This window comes from Caryophanon latum (genome assembly GCF_001700325.1).
GTDB lineage: Bacteria > Bacillota > Bacilli > Bacillales_A > Planococcaceae > Caryophanon > Caryophanon latum.
This window is the reverse complement of record NZ_MATO01000015.1, coordinates 16,325-35,538: the sequence shown is the minus strand read 5'-3', so window position 1 is coordinate 35,538 and position 19,214 is coordinate 16,325. Positions and strand designations below refer to the sequence as shown.

Below are 19,214 nucleotides of genomic sequence, written 5' to 3'. Positions count from 1 at the left end.
ATATAAAATTACGTCAAGCGTGTTGATTAGCCATTCAACTGGCATTTCGCGTATTGCGACTCGCTTTCCTTGGGCTCGGCGGCGAACACGACGTTGGTTATGAGGCACGAGCTTTTCCCTAAGGAGTCTCGCCGCACGCTCCATGCCACGACACTGCTGTATTCATGTCAGTTTTGCTGCTGAAAACAACAGATTCAGCTGTATAAAAGTGGCGTATCAACAGACCTGAAATTACGTTCATGATTATGTACAAAAAGACTGCCCAATACGTAACATTGGACAGCCTATTTGTACGAATTTTACCTATACTTACAACTGAGCGATTGTATCTTTCGCCTGCTTTTTTATCGTTTGTAGCTGCGTGAATTTACGCTCTAGCGTTTGAACATCATTGTCAGATTGTTTTAAACTGCTATCGATCGCCATGATAAACTGCTGGATGCTGCGCGCTTGGTCTAGCTGCGTATTTGTTACATTCGTCGTTTGGCGCGTGACGTTGCCCATGTTATTAATAACGTTTAGCACATCGTCACTTTCTGCTGACATTGATGTTGACTTGTTCGCTACATTAGCGATGCCGTCTTGAATTGCTGCAACGCTTTTTACAATGTCGTTTAACGATTTTGCCTGCTCAACGATCGCGCCTGCTGTTTCATCGGATTGAGTCGTTACATTGCTCATCATCGTCACGATCGTCGTCGCCTCTTGCGCTTGCCCTTCAACAGATTGTGCAATTTGCTCCACTTGCTGCTGCGCCTTCATTAGCTCACCTGCAATTTCCTCTGCATCGTTTCGTTGCGCCGTCATCGAATTCGTAATTTGTGCTGCTTGTGTAACGATGCGCTCAATGTCTGCTGTTAAGCTTTCCGTGTTCGTCATTAAAGCTGTTGTCACATTTTCCATGCTGACGATTTCACTGCGCGTATTCGCAACTTCCTCGTTCATTGTATGAATACATGTTGCCTGATTTGTTACTTCCTCACTCACTTGTACTGCTTGCTCCTTTGCCCCTTCCATATTTGTAGCAATTTGCTTCGTCTGTTCAGCTTGCTCGACAATCGCTGTTGTAATTTGGCGCACCTGCTCGCGAGCGTTCACAACACCCGCTACAACATTTTTCGTGCTCACAGCTTGATTTTCTGTTTGATCCGTAACAAGTTGTGCTTGATTCGTCATGTTTTCCACTGATTTTACAATGCTTTGCGATTGCGTCGCCTGCACTTCAAGCGCACCTTGAATTTCACGAATTTGCTCGCGCGCTGTAATAACACTACGTACAATTTCGTCTGCTCCAGCAGCTTGCTCTTTCATCGCACTTGCTACTTGCTTCGTTTGATCAATCATGCTCGCTACTTCTGCAGTAATGACCGTCGACTGATTTGATTGCTCATTCGCCGCCTCTGTTACTTGGCGCATTTGCTCACGTGAGTTGCGAATGCCTTCTACAATTTCACGAATCGCGATCGTTTGCTCACCCGTTGCTGCTGCGACTAAGTCTGAGCGTTCATCTACTTCTAATAGTAATGTCACGATACCTTGAGAATGCTTCGTTTGCTCCTCGGTTGCTGTCATAATTTGCTGCATTTGATTGCGCGCATTAATGACACCTGTAATAATTTCCTTCACACCAGCTGCTTGCTCATTCACCGCTACTGTCACTTGATCGACTTGGCTCATCATGCTTTCTGTTGAATGCACGATTTGCTGTGACTGCGCTGCCTGTGCTAGCACGGCCTCGCTAATTTGCTGCACTTGCTCGCTCGTGTCGAACACCGCTTTTACAATTTCACTAGCACCTTTTGCTTGTTCAACTGTTGCAGCTGTTACTAAGCCTGCTTGATTCGTCACGTTTTCTACTAAATCAACAATCGTTTGTGACTGCTTCGCCTGCTCCTCTGTCGCTGTCGTAATTTGCCCCATTTGGACAGTAATTCCTTCTACACCGCCAACGATTTTTTCGATTGCATTGCTTGCGCGCTCCGATAACGCATGACCATTTTCAACCTTTTGCTCGCCAACTTCAATCGCTTGAATCGCATCAGATGTTTCTGCTTGAATGCCTTTAATGAGCTTCGCGATTTCCTTCGTCGCCGCTGCTGAACGCTCCGCTAGCTTACGTACTTCATCTGCTACTACGCTAAATCCTTTACCGTGTTCACCTGCACGCGCCGCTTCAATCGCCGCATTTAATGCGAGTAAATTCGTTTGCTCGGCAATGTCGTCAATCACTTCAATAATGCTGCCAATTTCATCTGAGCTTTTGCCGAGATTTTGCATAACGCTTGATGCTTGTCCAATGACGACACCAATTTCCTTCATACCCTCTACTGATTGCTGTACGGCGATACGACCTTGTAGCGCATCTTCAATTGCAGCTGCTGCTAAGTTATTAACGTTCGCTGTATTGCCTGCTACTTGCTGAATCGATGCGGCCATTTCTTGAATTGATTCGCTCGCTTCCTCTGCTGTTTGCGCTAAGCTTTCCGCGTTTTTCGCTACGTCCTCAATCGATGAGCTCATCTCCTCAATCGATGCTGACATTTGTTCAACTGACGCTGCTGTCGTTTCCGCATTACCTGCTACTTGCTCGACCGAGGCCGCAAGCTCCTGAATAGATGATGACACTTCTAGAGACGAACCATTTAACGATTCCGCATTGCGTGCAACACCTTGAATTTGACTACCCATTTCCTCGATTGCAGCTGACACTTCCTCAATCGACGTTGATGTGCTGCGTGAATTGCCTGACACTTGCTCAATTGACGTCGCCATCTCTTGAGTAGCTGCTGACACTTCACCTACATTTGTCGCTAGCTCCTGCATATTGTCAAAAATCGTCGCACTCGTGTTGTTTAACTGCTCAGACGATGCGGCAATTTGCTCGATTGAACTTGCCGTGCTACCTGCGTTTCCTGACACTTGCTGAATAGAAGCGCTTAGCTGTTCGATTGCCACTCCTGTTGCTGTTGACGAATTCGTTAACACTTCAGCATTGTTTGCAACCATGCGAATTTGCGTCCCTATTTCTTCAATTGCAGCCGATACTTCCTCTACTGCTGTCGTCGTATTCAACGTATTGTTCGTCACTTGCTCAATCGATGCGGCCATTTCTTGCATGCCGACGCTCGTTTCCTGTGCTGATTGCGTTAAACTAAGCGCGTTATCGACTAGCTGAGCGGTCGATTGTGCAATTTCTTCAATGCCGTTGCTTACTTCCTCTACAGAAAGTGTCGTCGTTGCAGCGTTGTTTGCTACTTGTGTTGTCGTTGCTGCAATTTCTTGAATGGCGTAGTTTGCCTGCTCTGTAATCGCTGCTAATGACGCTGCATTTTGCTGCACACCGATAATTGAATTGCTTACTTCATGTAACGTCGTCGCAATGTTTTCAACAGCTGTTGAAGAATTGCTCGCATTCTCCTTTACGTGCTTCACAGAATTTACAACATGTTGCATCGTGTCGTACATTATTGTCGTCGAACCATTTAAGCTTTGCGTGCTTTCTTCAACGTTGCCAATCGACTGCTTCATCGTATTTACCGAGCTTGAAATAGCGGAAATGGCATTTGTCGTATGGGCGCTATTACTTGCTACTTGCTCAATCGATGCCGCTATTTCTTGAATCGATTCAGATACAGTGCTCGCGCTGCTCTTCATTTCAACTGAATTGCTTGCAACTTGCTCCGTTTGCACCGTCATTTCTTCTAATACAGCAGAAATATCTTGCAGCGATAACGAATTGCCTTCCATTTCTTTATTTAGCTGTGCTAGCTCTTGTGCAACGCTTGCTAGCTTATGAACCGCTTGTGCGTTGTCATCTTTTAGCTCCGTTGCATTCGTTGCGACGTTTTGCACTGACGTCATTAATTGCGTTATCGCGGCGTTAATATGTTGAACGGTGTTATGTTGTTGTGACTTACCGTTTTTTAGCTTTGTAATAGATTGCTCGAGTAGCAGCATTTCACTTTCGATCTCATTAATGAAACGAATAAATTGTTGCTTTTGAATTTTTGATTTATTAAAAAAGCCCATTTTGTTTCCTTCTTCCTTTTATCGTTCAAGGACGACGGTCGCGACAATTTTCTCAAGCGCCAAAATGAAAATAGCGCGTTGTTGTAGCTGCGTAACGCCTTGAATAATATTTGTTTGTGTCGTTCGTGCACTATGCTGTACTTCTTCGATTTGTACATCGCCAAGCTTCAATACTTGTGCTACTTCATCTACGAGTAATCCAAACTCTACTCCGTTATAGTCAATAATAATAATGCGCGATTTTTTCGTTTGCGGCGTCGCTGTTACGTGCAACAGTGCGCGTAAATCAAATACCGACATCATGTTGCCGCGCAGCTGTAAAATGCCAAGCAGCTCGTTCGATGCGTTTGCTACACTCGTAAGTTTTTTCACCGCAATAATGTCTTTTACATACTGAATATCAATACCGTACGCCTCATCTTTACACATAAACGTCACGAGCTCATTGTCCTCTACAATTTGCTGTGCCCGTTCGATTGCATGTGACTCAATCGTTTGTGCCCCTTGCTCTTTAATGACTGATGCCACATCTAAAATAAGCGCCACGCTACCATCACCCATAATTGTCGCCCCCGAAATGTGTTTCGGTGTACCGATGTAAGAACCGAGCGATTTAATGACGATTTCTTGATTTCCAATCATGCGCTCTGCAATTAAGCCAATTCGTTTATCTGCGACACCAACGACAATAACAAATTCGCGCTTGCGATGAACGCGCTCTTCTGGCTGACGTACATGCAACACTTCATCCATTCGAATGAGCGGCAAAATACTTCCTCGAATGACACCGACTTCTTTATGCTGAATTTCTTGAATTTCATCTTGATTTAAACGTACAATTTCAATGACGTTCGCAAGTGGAATCGCAAATGTACGATCCGCAAATTTCACGAGCAACGAGCGAATAATTGCCAACGTTAAAGGTAGTTGAATTGTAAACACCGTTCCTTGTCCAGGAGTCGATTCAATGTCAATAATACCGTTTAGCTTTTCAATATGTGACTTTACAATATCCATGCCGACGCCGCGACCAGATAGCTCTGTCACTTTTTGAGCTGTCGACACGCCTGAACTAAAAATTAAAAACAATGCTTCTTTCTCGCTTAAACGTTCTGCCGCTTCCGCCGTTAACAAACCTCTGTTTACCGACGATTGCTTCACCTTGTCCACATCGATACCTTTTCCGTCATCGGTAATCGTAATGACAACGTGGTTTTCCTCATGTGCTGCTCTTAAAACGACGCGTCCTTTTCTCGGTTTACGTTGTGCTAATCGTTCCTCTGGTAGCTCGATACCGTGATCGATTGAGTTGCGCAATAAATGAATAATCGGGTCACCAATTTCTTCAATTAACGTACGATCGAGGTCAGTTTCCTTCCCTTCAATAATGAAGTCAATTTCTTTATGCGCTGTATTTGCCGTGTCTCGTACCATGCGTGGGAAGCGATTAAACAGCTGTTCAATTGGCATCATACGCGTTTTCATCATGCCTTCTTGTAACTCCGACACGACGCGATTCAAATGATTCGTCACATCATCAAGCATTTCAAACTCGACTTCGTTATGAATGTTTTTTTGTGCAAAACGTCCGCGCACATCGACTAAGCGCGTTTGATCAATGACAAGCTCACCGACTAAATTCATTAACAGCTCTAGCTTATCAACGTCTACTCGCACTGTTGCTGGCACTTTCAACTTCGGCGGTAGCACTTTCTCCACTTTGTCTGCTGGCTCAATTGCTTCCGGTTGCTTTACGCTTTCGCTCACCTTTTCGCTCAGTTGCTGCACTGTACACGCTTTTATTTCCGTTAATTGATTTAATACACCGTCCAACGACTGTCGCTCATCGTTCGTCACAAACACGCATTGCATCACACCGTCAAACGTTTCGACCGCTTCAATCGCTTCAACTGCCGGCTCAATGACAACGATATCGCCGTGCTCCGCTAAATGATTGTGCGTCACTAATGCGCGAACACTTTTCATCACGCAATCGTCCGCTAACGTAATGTGAATGTCATATACGTGCTGCCCTGCTGCAACTGCTTCATTAACTGCAAGCTGTTGGTATTCATCAAGTGCAAGCTTTTTATGCGCCTCATTCGTTCCTTCTGTTTGCCCGCTTTTTTGCGCATGCTGTAGCTTTAACTTGCGCAGCATCGGTTCGATATCGACTACATCGCTTGCCCCCGCTACAATTTCTTCTTTCAGCTGACGCAATAAATCTGTACTACTAAAAATTAAGCCGACTAAACTCGTCGTCACAGTCATTTTATTTTGTCGAATGTTATCGAAAATGTTTTCTAAATGATGCGTAAGCTCCTTCATCTTTTCAAAGCCCATCGCTGCCGATGAGCCTTTTAACGTATGTGCCGCACGAAAAATTACTTGAATCGTTTTCTCGTTAAACGGATCTTTTTCAAGCATTAATATTTCCGAATCTAATATTTGCAGCTGTTCATCTACTTCATCTAAAAACACACCTAAATAATCCGATAAATCAAATCCACCCATTGCTTCACCGCCATCTTCTATTAGCTCTTCCTCATCTATTAGGCTGCTTTACACGTCGAGGTAAACTTTCTTATCTTTCGGTGATTGCATTCCTCTCATTGTAGAACAACTTTATAAAGCGTGTTGATTAGGCATTTCGCGCATTGCAGCTCGCTTTGTCTGTCCGATTACTCAAGATAGAAAAACGTGTGCTCCTGCGATTACTCGCCGCACGCTCCATGCCACTAAATGCCGTTTTCATCTTTGTGTTGCTACTGAAAACAAGCAATTCAGCTGTATAAAAATAGCGTATCAACACACTTGCAATTTTATTTCTCTAATTCGTACAACACTTTCATTAAGTTCAAAATACCGATTACTCGTCCGTCTGATTTCGCAAAATTAACAAAAATTTCTTTCTCTAACGCCTGTCCTAGTGGTTCCTCAATATGATCCTCATCAAAGTTTGTGACCATATGTACTTCCTCTACAATGAAACCGATATGCTCCTGCTCACCTTGCACGATGACGATGCGACTTTTTTTCGTTCGTTCACTCAGCTGCGGCATGTTAAAGCGCTTGTGCAAATTAACAATCGGAATAATATTACCTCGCAAATTAATAACACCTTCAATCACGGAATGTGTTCCCGGAACGGCTGTAATTTCTGGTACTCTTAAAATTTCAACGACTTCTCCAATAGAAAGGGAATATAATTGATTGTTAATTTTAAACACGACATATTGCGCATTTTGTACATGCTCATCATAATCCATCCTCTACACCTGCTCTTTCTCTATACATAAGATTATAGTACCATTTAATTCCTTTTAAAATGAGATTGCATTCCTATATAGGACATAAGTTATCCTTGTATATTAATATTAAATCGTAAAAAAAGCTAACATTAACCGCTTTCTTATACGCTTCAACAAAAAAAACTCAAAATAGGAACACATTCCTATTAACAAATATTTAACCTTGTATACATGTGTAAAAAAGCCCCCATTATTAAAAGTATGCATACTTTCAATAACGGGGGCTTTATTTAATTTATAGAGAAGGTATTGAAGTTTATAATGCGCATGAGACTCGAAACAATGTAGGGACTCCAGCAGGAAAAGCGAAAAAGCTTGCCCCGATGTGGAAATCCGACGAACAAAACAGCAATAATTCCCATTCTGCTGTTCAAAACAAGCGATTCAGCTGTATAAAAGTGGCGTATCAACAGACCTGATACTTTTATTTATTTTTCATGCTTGAGGAAGGAGAATTCTTTTAGGAAAGCTTTAAAATGCAGGCCATACACGTTTAGCAATGTCGAACAATTCTCGCTGGCGCTCTTCAATTGTTGAAGCGCTCCATTCATGAACGTTTGCTAATTTTTTCGTCATCTCAATTTTCGACACGCGATACGTTTCAGACTTTTCATAAATCAGTTTGTTTTTGATCGACGTATTGTACTCGTCTGCTAACAACGTTAAATTGCCGATGCGATGTAAATACTTTTGATGTTGTTCTTCTGATACATCCCATTTGCCTAATTTTTTTGGCATAATGTGCTCTAAATGAATGTCCTTATTGCTCGGGTTAATAATAAGTTCCTTTTGCTCATAGTCCGCAATTTTGCGCAAAATAAATTTAGCGACCGGTGCACTTTTAATATTTGCAATGACAAAATAACTTTCAAACTCTTCATCTGTAATTACATCTACTCGCATCTCACCTAAAATATCACATACACTCAATTGCTTGTCACTTACTTGCTGTGCAATTTTAGAGAACGTCAGCTCATACTTATTCGCGACACGTCCTGCAATGACGCAATTTCGTACAATGAAGCTTTCAATCGCTTTTAGCACTTCCTTTATTTGTGCCTCGTCATAGCCTTTATTATACATCGCTAAAATAAGTGGATAATAAGTGCTTGCACTTAACATTTTTAAATTACGAATATACATCTCTACTTCCTTATCCGCAAAAAAGCTTTCGTTTTGTGGATCGACTAACACTTTATACACATCTAAATTGTGTACGAGCTGATTTGTAAATTGAATGCTCGCCGCCGAATTCGTTACGTGTCGTTTCAAATGTTTATATAACTCGCGCTCGCGCGTAAACGGATAGTTCGCGTTCCAATACGTTCGAATATATTTCGTTAACTCTATTCCTTCTGCTTGATTTTGCATACATAGCCATTTATTTTTTACATCATTAATTTGTGATGCTGCAATTTTAAACAAGTGATTTTTTAATAAATCCGCAGTTTCTAATTCTTTGCCGCGAGCATTTAACGTCTCAAAAATAATAAACGCTTCGTTCATATCATCTGTTTCTACATACATAACAGTAAAGCGATCTTTAAATGCCCTGTAGTACGTAACAAGTGTGTCATAACGCTCGTCAATTGGTACTTTCTCTAAAATACTATGCAATTGCTTGTAAAAGAAGTTGTATGCAGATTGAATTCGCTTATGCGAGCTTTCACCGATGACTTCCGGGAACGGCTGGCTACGTTGAATATAGTTGCGGAAAAACTCATTATCTATTTTTCCCATATGGAATTTCAAATCGTTTTCTTCTTCACTCCATCGCCCGATAATCTGAATGCGAATATCCTCTACTTTATTGCGTGCCGCTTCTTTTCCTGTTTCTTTACATAATTCATCAAACAACGACAGCAATACGGACATGAAAATAACAGACGTCGATGAACGTTGCTGCCCATCAATAATATATTTACGTCTCGTTTCCATATCTTCATGCACAACAATTTGACCTAAAAAGTGATTTTCACGCTCATGTAATATTAAATCCGTTAAATCCACCCAAAAATCTTGCACTTGCTCCTCGGTAACCCACGAATATTCACGCTGATAATCAGGAACATAATATGTATTTGACATTAAGTATTTTTCGACAGAGTAAAAATTATAGCTTTTAATCGTCATTGAAACCATCCTCACATGAAATTGTTACTATTTTACTAAGTGTACATAAAATGTGTGACAAGATCCAGTATAAATGAAAATAAAGAGACGATTCGCTATACTATAGGCGTTCATAAAAAAACCTACTCCTCAGCTCGAGAAGTAGGTTTCATTATTATAAACTATCGCCAAAATCAGCGCGGAATTTCGCCGCTAATTGTTCCGGCCAATCCGTTTTCGCTTCTAGTTTACCGAAGAAGAAACGTAACACTTTCGGCTCTTCAACGAATTCCATGCCGCCGATTAGCTCGCGGTTGTCATATAACCAAGCGATGCGGTCTACTGCGTATTTCACTTGTGATAACGTAAATACGCGGCGTGGCATTGCCATACGTACTAATTCCATGTGCGCTAACGTTTCGACGCCGTTTTCGTCACGCTGCTCAGACATCGTACCGCGCTCCATACCACGTGCACCACTTGCGATGTAGATCGCTGCTGCTAGTGCGCCAGCTGGGTAATCCGTTTGTCGTACATGTTCAAGGAATTTTGATGCGTCGATATGACAGCCTAAGCCACCAGCTGGTAATACGACTGGCACACCTTTTTTCTGTAATTCATCAGACATGAACTTAATGAACTCAGGACCTTGTGAAATGTATTGCTCGTCCATCGTTTCGTCAAGACCAACTGTGATCGCTTCCATTTCGCGAACTGACATACCACCGTACGTTAAGAACCCTTCGTAAAGCGTAATGAACTCACGCATTGCTAAGTAATCCTCTTCGCTGTTCGTAATAATACCGCCACCACGTGCAAAGCCTAGCTTACGTGCTGAGAAGTATAAAATGTGCGCTTGGTCTGCAAGCTCGCGCGTAATTTCACGAATTGATTTCTCTTTATATGCATCTTCACGTTGTTTAATGAAGTATAAGTTATCTGCTAGTAAACTGATGTCGTACACTAATTTTAAGTTGTACTTGTCACATACTGCGCGAACTTCTTTTAAGTTTTCTACTGAGTGTGGCTGACCACCGATTAAGTTCGTGCCGGATTCAACACGTACGAACGCGATGTTTTCTGCGCCGCGCTCTTCGATTAACGTCGTTAGCTTCTCAATGTCCATATTCCCTTTGAATAAGTCTTCTGAGTTTAAGTTTAACGCCTCGTCCTTAAACACTTCTTCTACTGTACCGCCGTTTACTGTAATGTGCGCTTTTGACGTTGTGAAGTGATAGTTCATCGGCACCGTTTGACCGGGCTTTACGAGCACTTGTGAAATGATGTTTTCACATGCGCGACCTTGGTGTGTCGGTAAGAAATATTTTGTACCGAATAGCTCTGTTAATTTATTTGATAAGCGCGTAAATGTCGCTGAGCCTGCGTAGCTATCGTCCGCTTCTAACATTGACGCTTGCTGACGGTCAGACATCGCGTTTACGCCGCTGTCCGTTAACATATCCATATAAACATCTTCGTTCTTCAGAAGGAATGTGTTAAATCCCGCCTCGCGAATCGCGGCAACACGATCCTCGACTGGAGGTAAGTTTAATTTTTGCACGATGCGTACTTTGTGCATCTCTAACGGAATATTTTCACCTGAATAAAATGTAATTGACATAATAATCTCCTTCCAAACTTCATCATATTGATGTGATAAACAAATTAACACTATCGTACAACAACAATCGTTTGAAATGTTAGAAAATTCAATTTACAGAATTGTTTTTTTAATGAAGCGACACATAAAAAAAGCCGCTCGAAAGTACATTTCGAACGGCTCTTTCGATTAATCTCGCATCATTTTTATTAAACGCTTCGCTGCACTACGTGGACTCGACACGTCAATAAGTAGCTCCGCTGTGTCAAGCACGTCGTTTTTCTCAACCACAATTTCCTTATCGCCTTGCTTATATGTAAACAACGCCTTTTTGTCACGGTCAGTCGGCTGTTCAGAAACGGTTGCTTGCGGCTCTTCCACTTGCTTCGCTTCTTCCTCGTCCTTTTTCGTCATAATCGACTTCAGCTCGCCGAAATAACTCGCTGTCGATGCTTTCGCCGCTTCTAGTTTTTGTTCATCGACATGTAACTTGTTCAATAAATTTTTCTTAAACATATGTACACCTACCAAACCAATCGTAATATTTCTTGCAGCCATTATAGCATTTTTTACGCTCATTCTCTGTTACAATAAATGAAAAATGGAGGTGCTGTATGAGCAAACAAATTAATCCGAAATTTATTCACGCTTTGTTGGACGACTCGTCAGCTAAAGTTCCCGAGAAACCAACATTCAAACATTTAGGCGGTGTCTACGTAAAATCCGTTGTCAATCACATCCGTAAATTTGAACTACCATTTGGTAAAAACAATATGATGCTTCGCTGCACACAATGCGGAGCAAAAGGTCAATACGATGTCGGCGTCATTGCCGTAAATCCTGAAAAGCCAAAAGACAAACAGTATTCAGGATATTTTCGCTGTAAGCAATGTAACGCTGCTGGTTGTTGGGAAGAACCACTCGATATTCAGCTACTTATAATGGCAGCTATGCTAAGTCCATACGTGAGTTTTCCTGTTCATTTCGGTGAAAATATGTTATCAGATGGCTTTCGACCAACGTTTGGAACTGATTCAGAGGAGCATTATTTAACCCTCATTGCTCAAGACCGTCAAAATGCACTACTTTGGAACAAGCTCGGCAATGTATATAAAATGGGCGCACGACCTGAACTTGCGATGGCGGCTTACGAAAAGTCGATTGCGCTCGACTACATGCAAATTGAATCTCACTTATCCATCGCTCAGCTTTTACAAGTGCTTGACGATGATAAACAAGCCATTTTCCATTATCATCAAGCAATGCTTTTTGCGGACCGCTACGAGCATTTATCTGATTTTCAATTACGTGAGCTCGTTGCATCTGCCATTGCAAATAGCTTGATCATTACGTACGAATCAAAATATAAGTTAAATCCGCTTCCTTCTGCTGAAGACATTACAGCAGCAGGCAGTAAAGCTAATTTAACAGCAACAAACCTTCCTCGCTACTTAACATTGTCATCTGAGGATTTAACAACATTTTATCCGTTAGCAGAAGCGTTTTTAAGCCCTGAGCGACCGACGCCAAAACGCAAAGTCGAAACAAAAGCACAGCGCGTCGAAGCGTTCATCGTCAAACAAACTGAACCGTTTACAAAAGCGCACATTCAGCAAGCATGCCCAGATGTCAGCTTGGCTACCATTAACAAAGTCGTTGCTGAGCTGCGTAAAGCAGGCAAAATCGACTTCACTGGTCATGGCACCGCTGTTCGTTGGTTTACTATATAATCCCTTTATGGATAATTACTCGACAAAATCAGGGTCGGCTAAAAACATTTTATACATGCTACTTTTTAGCGCATCGATTTCAAACGTATACGGATCACAACAAATTTCTGCAAGCTTTTCGAAATTTTTGTCGTGCAAGCACGTTAAAAAACGGTAATCCTTTTCGATAAGCGAATAATGTTGCTTTTCCGCCGTTTTGCGCCAAATAACCATTGCGATGCGAATCATATCTTTCACTAAATATTTGTATGCATTCGTCAACGCACTATTGTTAACGTATCGAAACAATGTTGCGCGAAACTCAAAATGATGATGCAAATAAAAATAGTAATCGTTCGTTACTTGCGCCTGCTTTTGCTGTTCAATAATTTGCTGTAACTCGTCAAAACGAATCGCTTCATAACATGTCGATAATCGGCTGCACATTTCCTTTTCTAGCACCATCACAACATCTCGACAATCTAGCGCATATTTAATTGAAATCGGCTTGACGAAAATACCTTTTTTGTCGACCGATGTAATGTATCCTTTTTCAATAAACTGACTGAGCGCCTGCCTAATCGGCGTTCGGCTCATGTTTAGCTGCTTGCATAGTTGGTTTTCCGACAGCTTTTCATTTGGCATGTAGTAGCCTTTAATGAATTGCTCCTCTAACACAAAATATGCTTTCTTCGCTAATGGTTCTTCCATTACAATTCCTCCTAAATGCCTGTACACTTCTATTTTTATATTAAACGTGTTAATTAGCCAGTAACTGAGCAGTGAACGTATTGCGGCTCGGCGGCGAACATGACGTAAAGAGTCGAATAGTTAATATTCACCGTCTATTGAGCGTATTGATAAGACGTTACATTAGTAACAAATATCGCCACCTTCATTTTCAGAACATTCATCTACATGTTACTTCGAAATATAGCTTTAAAATTGTATACTTCTTCACAATATTTATATGTATATCGGTGCAACTAAACATACCAAAAGTAACATACAGCATATAACCTTTTTAAATAATAGTCCTTTAGTTGTACACAAAACGTTCAAATGTTCTATACAGCACTAACTTGTATACAAGATGATTTTACTTTAAAATAATACGTATATTCGAAAAATACAACTTTTTTTGCGCTATAGATGCTACTCACATCTCCGTCACATATCATATAGGAACTCTATTCCCTTCTATAGCACGACAGGCATGTAGTTTTACATAGCTGCCTCATGTACATCACACTACAGTTATTGAAGGAGAATGCATATGTCTATACAAAGAAAACTTAAAAAATCATTTACACACCTCATCTTACTTACTATTTTAACAAGTATTATTAGTTTAGTGATGCTAAAAGCAGTCGGTACAATTTACAGCACCACTGTTGAAACAGGTGTCGATCAAATCGAGTACACGAAAGAATTAGAACGTCATGTCATTGAAGAAAAAGCATACATCGAAAGCTACTTACTTGGCAATGAAAATGGGCTCGCTAAGTTCGAGGCGTTAACAGCCAACATCGAGCAAAAAGTAACGACGCTCGACGCACTATTTTTCAAACAGGAATCTAAAGATGCACTACATAACTTAAACGACTCTATCGAACAATACGAATCCTTTTTATATGATGTTGTCGCATTAAAGCAAGCGGGGCGTACAGATGAGGCGATTGCGATGCTGCACGACTCCGAGGAGAGCTTAATAGAAGCACTTTTACAGGAGGCAACCGCCTTTTCATTACGTATTAGCAGCTCATTTGACTCTGCAACTAACATTACAAATACGATCTCGTTTATGACGCTATTTGTGTTTGTCATCATTATCGGCATTGCAATTTATATGGGGGTTCGCGTTGTTCGTCGCACGAATGCACAAATTGTTCAACCAGTTTTACAGCTACACGACTCGATGGCTAATATCGCGGACGGTCGCCTCAACATAAGCGATGTACAATTTCATACAGGCGATGAAGTCGAATTACTCGGACAATCGTTTAATATGATGAAAAATAAGCTGCACGAATTTATTCATACGTTACAAAAAACATCGAATGTGCTAAACACATCGACAATGACAATGTTTCATTCCATGTCGAACGTGTCCCAATCAATTGAGGAAGTAACAGCGGACACAAATGACATGCATAGTAGCGCATCGCATATTGCGACGTCATCAAAGGAAGGCGCATTCGTGATGGAGGAAACGACACAGGCGCTACAAAAGGTTGCTGAATCAACACATGAAGTGCTAGAGCTATCCGTCGCAACGACAAATCTTGCAAATGAAGGGGTCGCAACGATTACTGCGGCGGAACAGCAAGTGCAAGGCGTGTATGAAATTACACAGGCGACGAACGATTTAATGAAAAAGCTCGTAAATCAATCTGCAAAAATCGAGGAAATGTCAAACGTCATTACGACGATTACAGATCAAACGAATTTACTCGCATTAAATGCATCAATTGAAGCGGCACGTGCTGGCGAACACGGTAAAGGCTTCGCGGTTGTCGCCGACGAAGTTCGTAAGCTTGCAGAGCAATCAAAGAGCGCCGCAACAGAAATTGTATCGCTCACAGCAGAAATTCAACAAGATACGACAGACGTAAACGATGCGGTACATAGCAGCTTAAAAACGGTGAAAGAAAGCGTTACACAGCTCAACTTAGCAGGTAACTCGTTCATACAAATTAACGACGCGATCGTCCAAATTCAAAAGGAAATGGAAGAGGTGTCTGCTGCATCAGAACAGCTATCCGCTTCCTCTGAGCAAGTGTCCGCTTCGATTACCGGCATTTCTAGTCATATCGAGCAAACGTCTAGTCAGCTCCAAGAAGTCGCACAGTCCATGCAGTTACAATCACAAGAAATTCATACGATCCATAGCTCAACAGACGCCATTCGTCACCAAACAGAGGCGTTCGAGCAACAGCTTAATCAATTCACCACATAAACGTAAAAAAACCGAGCGCACTCACATACGCTCGGTTTTTCGTCGTTATATAAACGGCTCTGACATGTAGGCGGCGCTTTTTGCTTGAAGCGATTGCTCATGCCGTTAATCGTTTTACAAACAAAGTGTTCAACGATTGCATGCTCGTCTACGAACTCATTCATATTTTTTCTATCTTGAACGTACACGAGCACGCTTTAGCTGCTTCAAATGACGACGCTTTTTTTTCCATTTTTCAAACATCGTTTGTGACATGAGCTGCTGCAGCGCCTCGTTAATCGCTGTAAGCTCTTGTGAAGCAATTAGCGGCTCGTCATACTGCTTTAACTGTTTTCGTACATGCTTTAGCGAAATGACCGTTGCTTGTTCAAACGTTGGCAGCTTAAGCGTCGCCTCGTTCGAAAATACGATGACAGAATGAATCGGCACATTTCGCTTCACCGCATACTTCACTGCGTTGACATGCGCACGATTTTGAAAAATAGGGCTGTAAAACGAAAACTTATGCGACCCGAGCATTTGCGTCCAATATTTATCGTGCTCCGAACCAAAAATCATTCCTCGATAATTTTTCGTCTCGATTACAAAAATGCCAAATGGTGACGTCACAATATGATCAACTTGCGTAAGCTCACCGTTTGCTTTCGGCACATATACATCATGATAGCTCGTATAATGCTTCCCTAGCCACCGCAGCTTCCTTACGACGCGTCTAGCCTTTTAGCTTTGACACATTCCGTTTTGCGACAATGGCCAGCACAAGTAACACGATGACGTATAACATTAACCATCCCATACGCTCCCCTCGCCTTCACAATTTGCTTCATTATAAGCGGACGGTCGCAGTTTACTCAACGAAAACGTTAAAAATAACAAAATGAACACAGATCTGTTGATACGCCATTTTTATACAGTGAACTTCATAACTTTCAGCAACAAGCTAGAAATAATGCTGCACATTCGCACCCCTTAAAGAACAGCTAAAATGTTTTTTGCGACGAGTAATCGCAGGAGCATATGTTTTTCTGTCTCAAGTAATCGCAAAAAACAAAGCGAGCCGCAACACGCTTATTATGCTAAAAAGCTCTTGCCGAATCGTGCAAGAGTCTTTTTTCATCATTATAATTCAGATGCATATTTATTTAATTCTTTACTCATCGTTTCAATTTTCGTGAAAATTTCTGAAATTTCATCTGTATACGATGCTTGTTCATGTCCGACAACGACAACTTCTTGAATTGATGCAGTAATTTCGTTCACTGCGTTTTGAATGTTCGTTAACGTTTGTCGAATTTTTTCTGTAGAAGAAACGGTTTCAAACGACAGCTTTCGAATTTCATCGGCAACGACCGCAAACCCAAGCCCTTTATCCCCTGCACGTGCTGCTTCAATCGCTGCATTTAACCCTAAAAGATTCGTTTGATCAGCTACGCGTTTAATGAAGTTTAGTACTTCGTCTGTATTTTTCACTTCTGCCATCGCATGTGTCGATTGCGCTAACAATTTATCACTCGTCTTTGATAAACCTTCTGAGCTTGTCGTAATCGCTTCTACACGATTGTTCGCATTGCCAAGTGCATCTAAAATTTGATCTGAAATGCATCGAAGCTTCTTTTCATTTTGTCGCTGCAATTGCACCGCTAATGCGCCAATTACTCGACCTTCATGTACGATTGGTGCTGCTAATCCGGTAAATGGAAGTCCAAAAAACTCAGGTGGCACTTCATCACGAATTGTAATGTTTTTACGAATACAATCAGCTAAAGGCTCTTTCGGATTAATTTTCGTACCCGCTCTTGCACCGATATCAATTTTTTCACCAGGCAAATATGTAAGCCACTTCTCCGTATCGGTTAACCCAATCCCTAAGTCTGGTAACATGTCGTGGAATAAAGGTAACGTTTCTAAATAGTTTTGTAAAGTCGGGTGTAACGCGTTGCTTAAATTCATTGTACGCACTGTATTCATTTGTGTTCTCCTCTATAATAATCTCTAAATTTTACCTTCAAAATGTTTTTTCATTGTAAATATAGCATTTCCTTGAATAACATAACATGGTTTTTACTTATGCGCTATACAACTCCAATGATATAATTTCCTATAAATATGCACATAATTTCTATTATGTTCATCTTTCCGAAATTTCTACCATTTTTGTTCACAAAGAAGTAACTATTTTTTTATAAATACAGTAAAAAAGCTACTTAATACTCAACTGATTAAGCAGCTTTTTCGTTCTATTTTAATAGTTAAGTACACCTTTTGTATAGTACTTATTATGCATAAACTGTATACACTTCTATACTTCTTTCGCTACTGATTCGATGGTAAAAAGCTAAGCACATACAATAATACGCTGCAGCTAAACATCCCTAAGCTCACAACGCCAATACCTATTCCTTGCCAGCCCGACACGATCAACGAACTAATGCCGACGACGATCGCCGCAATGAGTGTAATGCGCGATGCTTGGCGAAAATTCCGCTTCAGCCCATATCGCACAACGAAAAACAAAGCTACATTCACAACAAAGCCAATGAAAATCGGCGTGAAAATACTTTCTCCCACGATACTCACCTCTCCATACAATAATTCACTAACAGTTTAGCAAATAATTATTTTGCATGGAATAACTACTTGCTAAGTGCTTCGATTAAACTTTCATCACTGGCGCCTAAAGTTATAAGTAAATATTGCTGTATGCCTTTTTCTTTCATACATGAACAATAGAAAACGTCCTAAACGAAAAATATGCCACTCCGAAAAAGTATCAAGCGTGTTGATTAACTATTAAACTGGCATTTCGCGTATAGCGGTTCGCTTTGCCTCTGCGGTTACTCGAGGCAAAAGTACCTAGGGCTCACCGTACGCTCCGTGCCACTACGATGATGCATTCATGTCAGTTTTGCTGGTGAAAACAACCGATTCAGCTGTATAAAAGTGGCTAATCACCAGACCTGTATAAATAGAAAAGTTTGTACTTAAATTATAAATACTATCATTATTTCCAAAAACTATTGAAAGAATATTCAATAAAAAGTTATAATAAATAAAAGTAATTTTATATAAGTATAGTCGGGTCTTTACCTATCGCTATATTTGCCTATAAAATTTTTAAGGGGAATATCACAATATGTTCCATGATCAAATTATTTACGTTATTGGAGATGCACAAGTTTCTCAAAATAATCCGATTTCAAAGCAATATAATCAATTCTTTTTAGGTGTAGCAGTGGATCGATCAAACGGTATTATTGTAGATGTAGATTGCTCTGCTACCGTATCATTGACTGTTAAATTTATCGCTTCGCTCCTCGTGAACTACAATATTAACGACGAGAAAATCGTTAGCAATATACAAAATCGCTACTTTGGTTCTTCACAAAAAGCGTTGCTCGTTGCCTTTAAAGATGTGCAAAGAAAATATAATCAAATCACTGCTTTACCTAAAACAACATAGGTGAAATCCAGTTTGCTATTACAGTGAACTGGAT

General features: G+C 41.0%; 12 protein-coding genes and 1 pseudogene. 3 read left to right on the top strand and 10 right to left on the bottom strand.

Going from position 1 to position 19,214, the window contains the following annotated elements; all coding sequences use genetic code 11:
* Positions 1–309: 309 nt before the first annotated feature.
* The 6 genes from A6K76_RS03980 to A6K76_RS03955 form a co-directional block, all read right to left on the bottom strand.
* A complete protein-coding gene (locus A6K76_RS03980) occupies positions 310–4,029 on the bottom strand; it encodes a methyl-accepting chemotaxis protein (RefSeq protein WP_066462335.1) in 3,720 nt (1,239 codons plus the stop codon).
* Positions 4,030–4,047: 18 nt separating this feature from the next.
* Positions 4,048–6,543 (bottom strand): chemotaxis protein CheW, encoded by a 2,496-nt coding sequence (locus A6K76_RS03975; RefSeq protein WP_066462334.1) that lies wholly within the window; start codon positions 6,541–6,543, stop codon positions 4,048–4,050.
* A gap of 308 nt (positions 6,544–6,851) precedes the next feature.
* Entirely contained in the window at positions 6,852–7,298 is a 447-nt protein-coding gene (locus A6K76_RS03970; protein ID WP_066462329.1) for a chemotaxis protein CheW, read from the bottom strand.
* 513 nt (positions 7,299–7,811) lie between these two features.
* Entirely contained in the window at positions 7,812–9,473 is a 1,662-nt protein-coding gene (locus A6K76_RS03965) for a DUF262 domain-containing protein (RefSeq protein WP_066462328.1), read from the bottom strand.
* A gap of 154 nt (positions 9,474–9,627) precedes the next feature.
* Positions 9,628–11,073, bottom strand: a complete 1,446-nt coding sequence (locus A6K76_RS03960) for a tryptophanase (RefSeq protein WP_066462326.1) — start codon at positions 11,071–11,073, stop codon at positions 9,628–9,630.
* A gap of 168 nt (positions 11,074–11,241) precedes the next feature.
* Positions 11,242–11,568, bottom strand: a complete 327-nt coding sequence (locus tag A6K76_RS03955) for a hypothetical protein (protein ID WP_066462324.1) — start codon at positions 11,566–11,568, stop codon at positions 11,242–11,244.
* A gap of 98 nt (positions 11,569–11,666) precedes the next feature.
* Here A6K76_RS03955 and A6K76_RS03950 point away from each other — a divergent pair, with 98 nt between their 5' ends.
* Positions 11,667–12,782, top strand: a complete 1,116-nt coding sequence (locus A6K76_RS03950; RefSeq protein WP_066462323.1) for a tetratricopeptide repeat protein — start codon at positions 11,667–11,669, stop codon at positions 12,780–12,782.
* 15 nt (positions 12,783–12,797) lie between these two features.
* Here the strand turns inward: A6K76_RS03950 and A6K76_RS03945 are convergent, their stop codons facing one another.
* Positions 12,798–13,472 (bottom strand): GntR family transcriptional regulator, encoded by a 675-nt coding sequence (locus tag A6K76_RS03945; protein WP_066462321.1) that lies wholly within the window; start codon positions 13,470–13,472, stop codon positions 12,798–12,800.
* A 565-nt stretch (positions 13,473–14,037) separates the two neighbouring features.
* Between A6K76_RS03945 and A6K76_RS03940 the strand changes: the two genes are divergently transcribed.
* Positions 14,038–15,720, top strand: coding sequence for a methyl-accepting chemotaxis protein (locus A6K76_RS03940; RefSeq protein ID WP_066462319.1), 1,683 nt, complete (start codon positions 14,038–14,040; stop codon positions 15,718–15,720).
* A 171-nt stretch (positions 15,721–15,891) separates the two neighbouring features.
* On the opposite strand, the pseudogene A6K76_RS03930 reads toward A6K76_RS03940, so the two are convergent.
* From A6K76_RS03930 to A6K76_RS03920, 3 genes and pseudogenes are all read right to left on the bottom strand, one after another.
* Positions 15,892–16,422 (bottom strand): annotated as a pseudogene (locus tag A6K76_RS03930) (nuclease-related domain-containing protein); the annotation flags it as partial.
* Between the two features lie 417 nt (positions 16,423–16,839).
* Complete coding sequence (locus tag A6K76_RS17175) at positions 16,840–17,601, bottom strand: methyl-accepting chemotaxis protein (protein WP_425393860.1); 762 nt, start codon at positions 17,599–17,601, stop codon at positions 16,840–16,842.
* A gap of 432 nt (positions 17,602–18,033) precedes the next feature.
* Complete coding sequence (locus A6K76_RS03920) at positions 18,034–18,288, bottom strand: hypothetical protein (RefSeq protein WP_066462311.1); 255 nt, start codon at positions 18,286–18,288, stop codon at positions 18,034–18,036.
* Positions 18,289–18,853: 565 nt separating this feature from the next.
* Here A6K76_RS03920 and A6K76_RS03915 point away from each other — a divergent pair.
* A complete protein-coding gene (locus A6K76_RS03915) occupies positions 18,854–19,180 on the top strand; it encodes a DUF3870 domain-containing protein (protein WP_066462309.1) in 327 nt (108 codons plus the stop codon).
* Positions 19,181–19,214 lie beyond the last annotated feature (34 nt).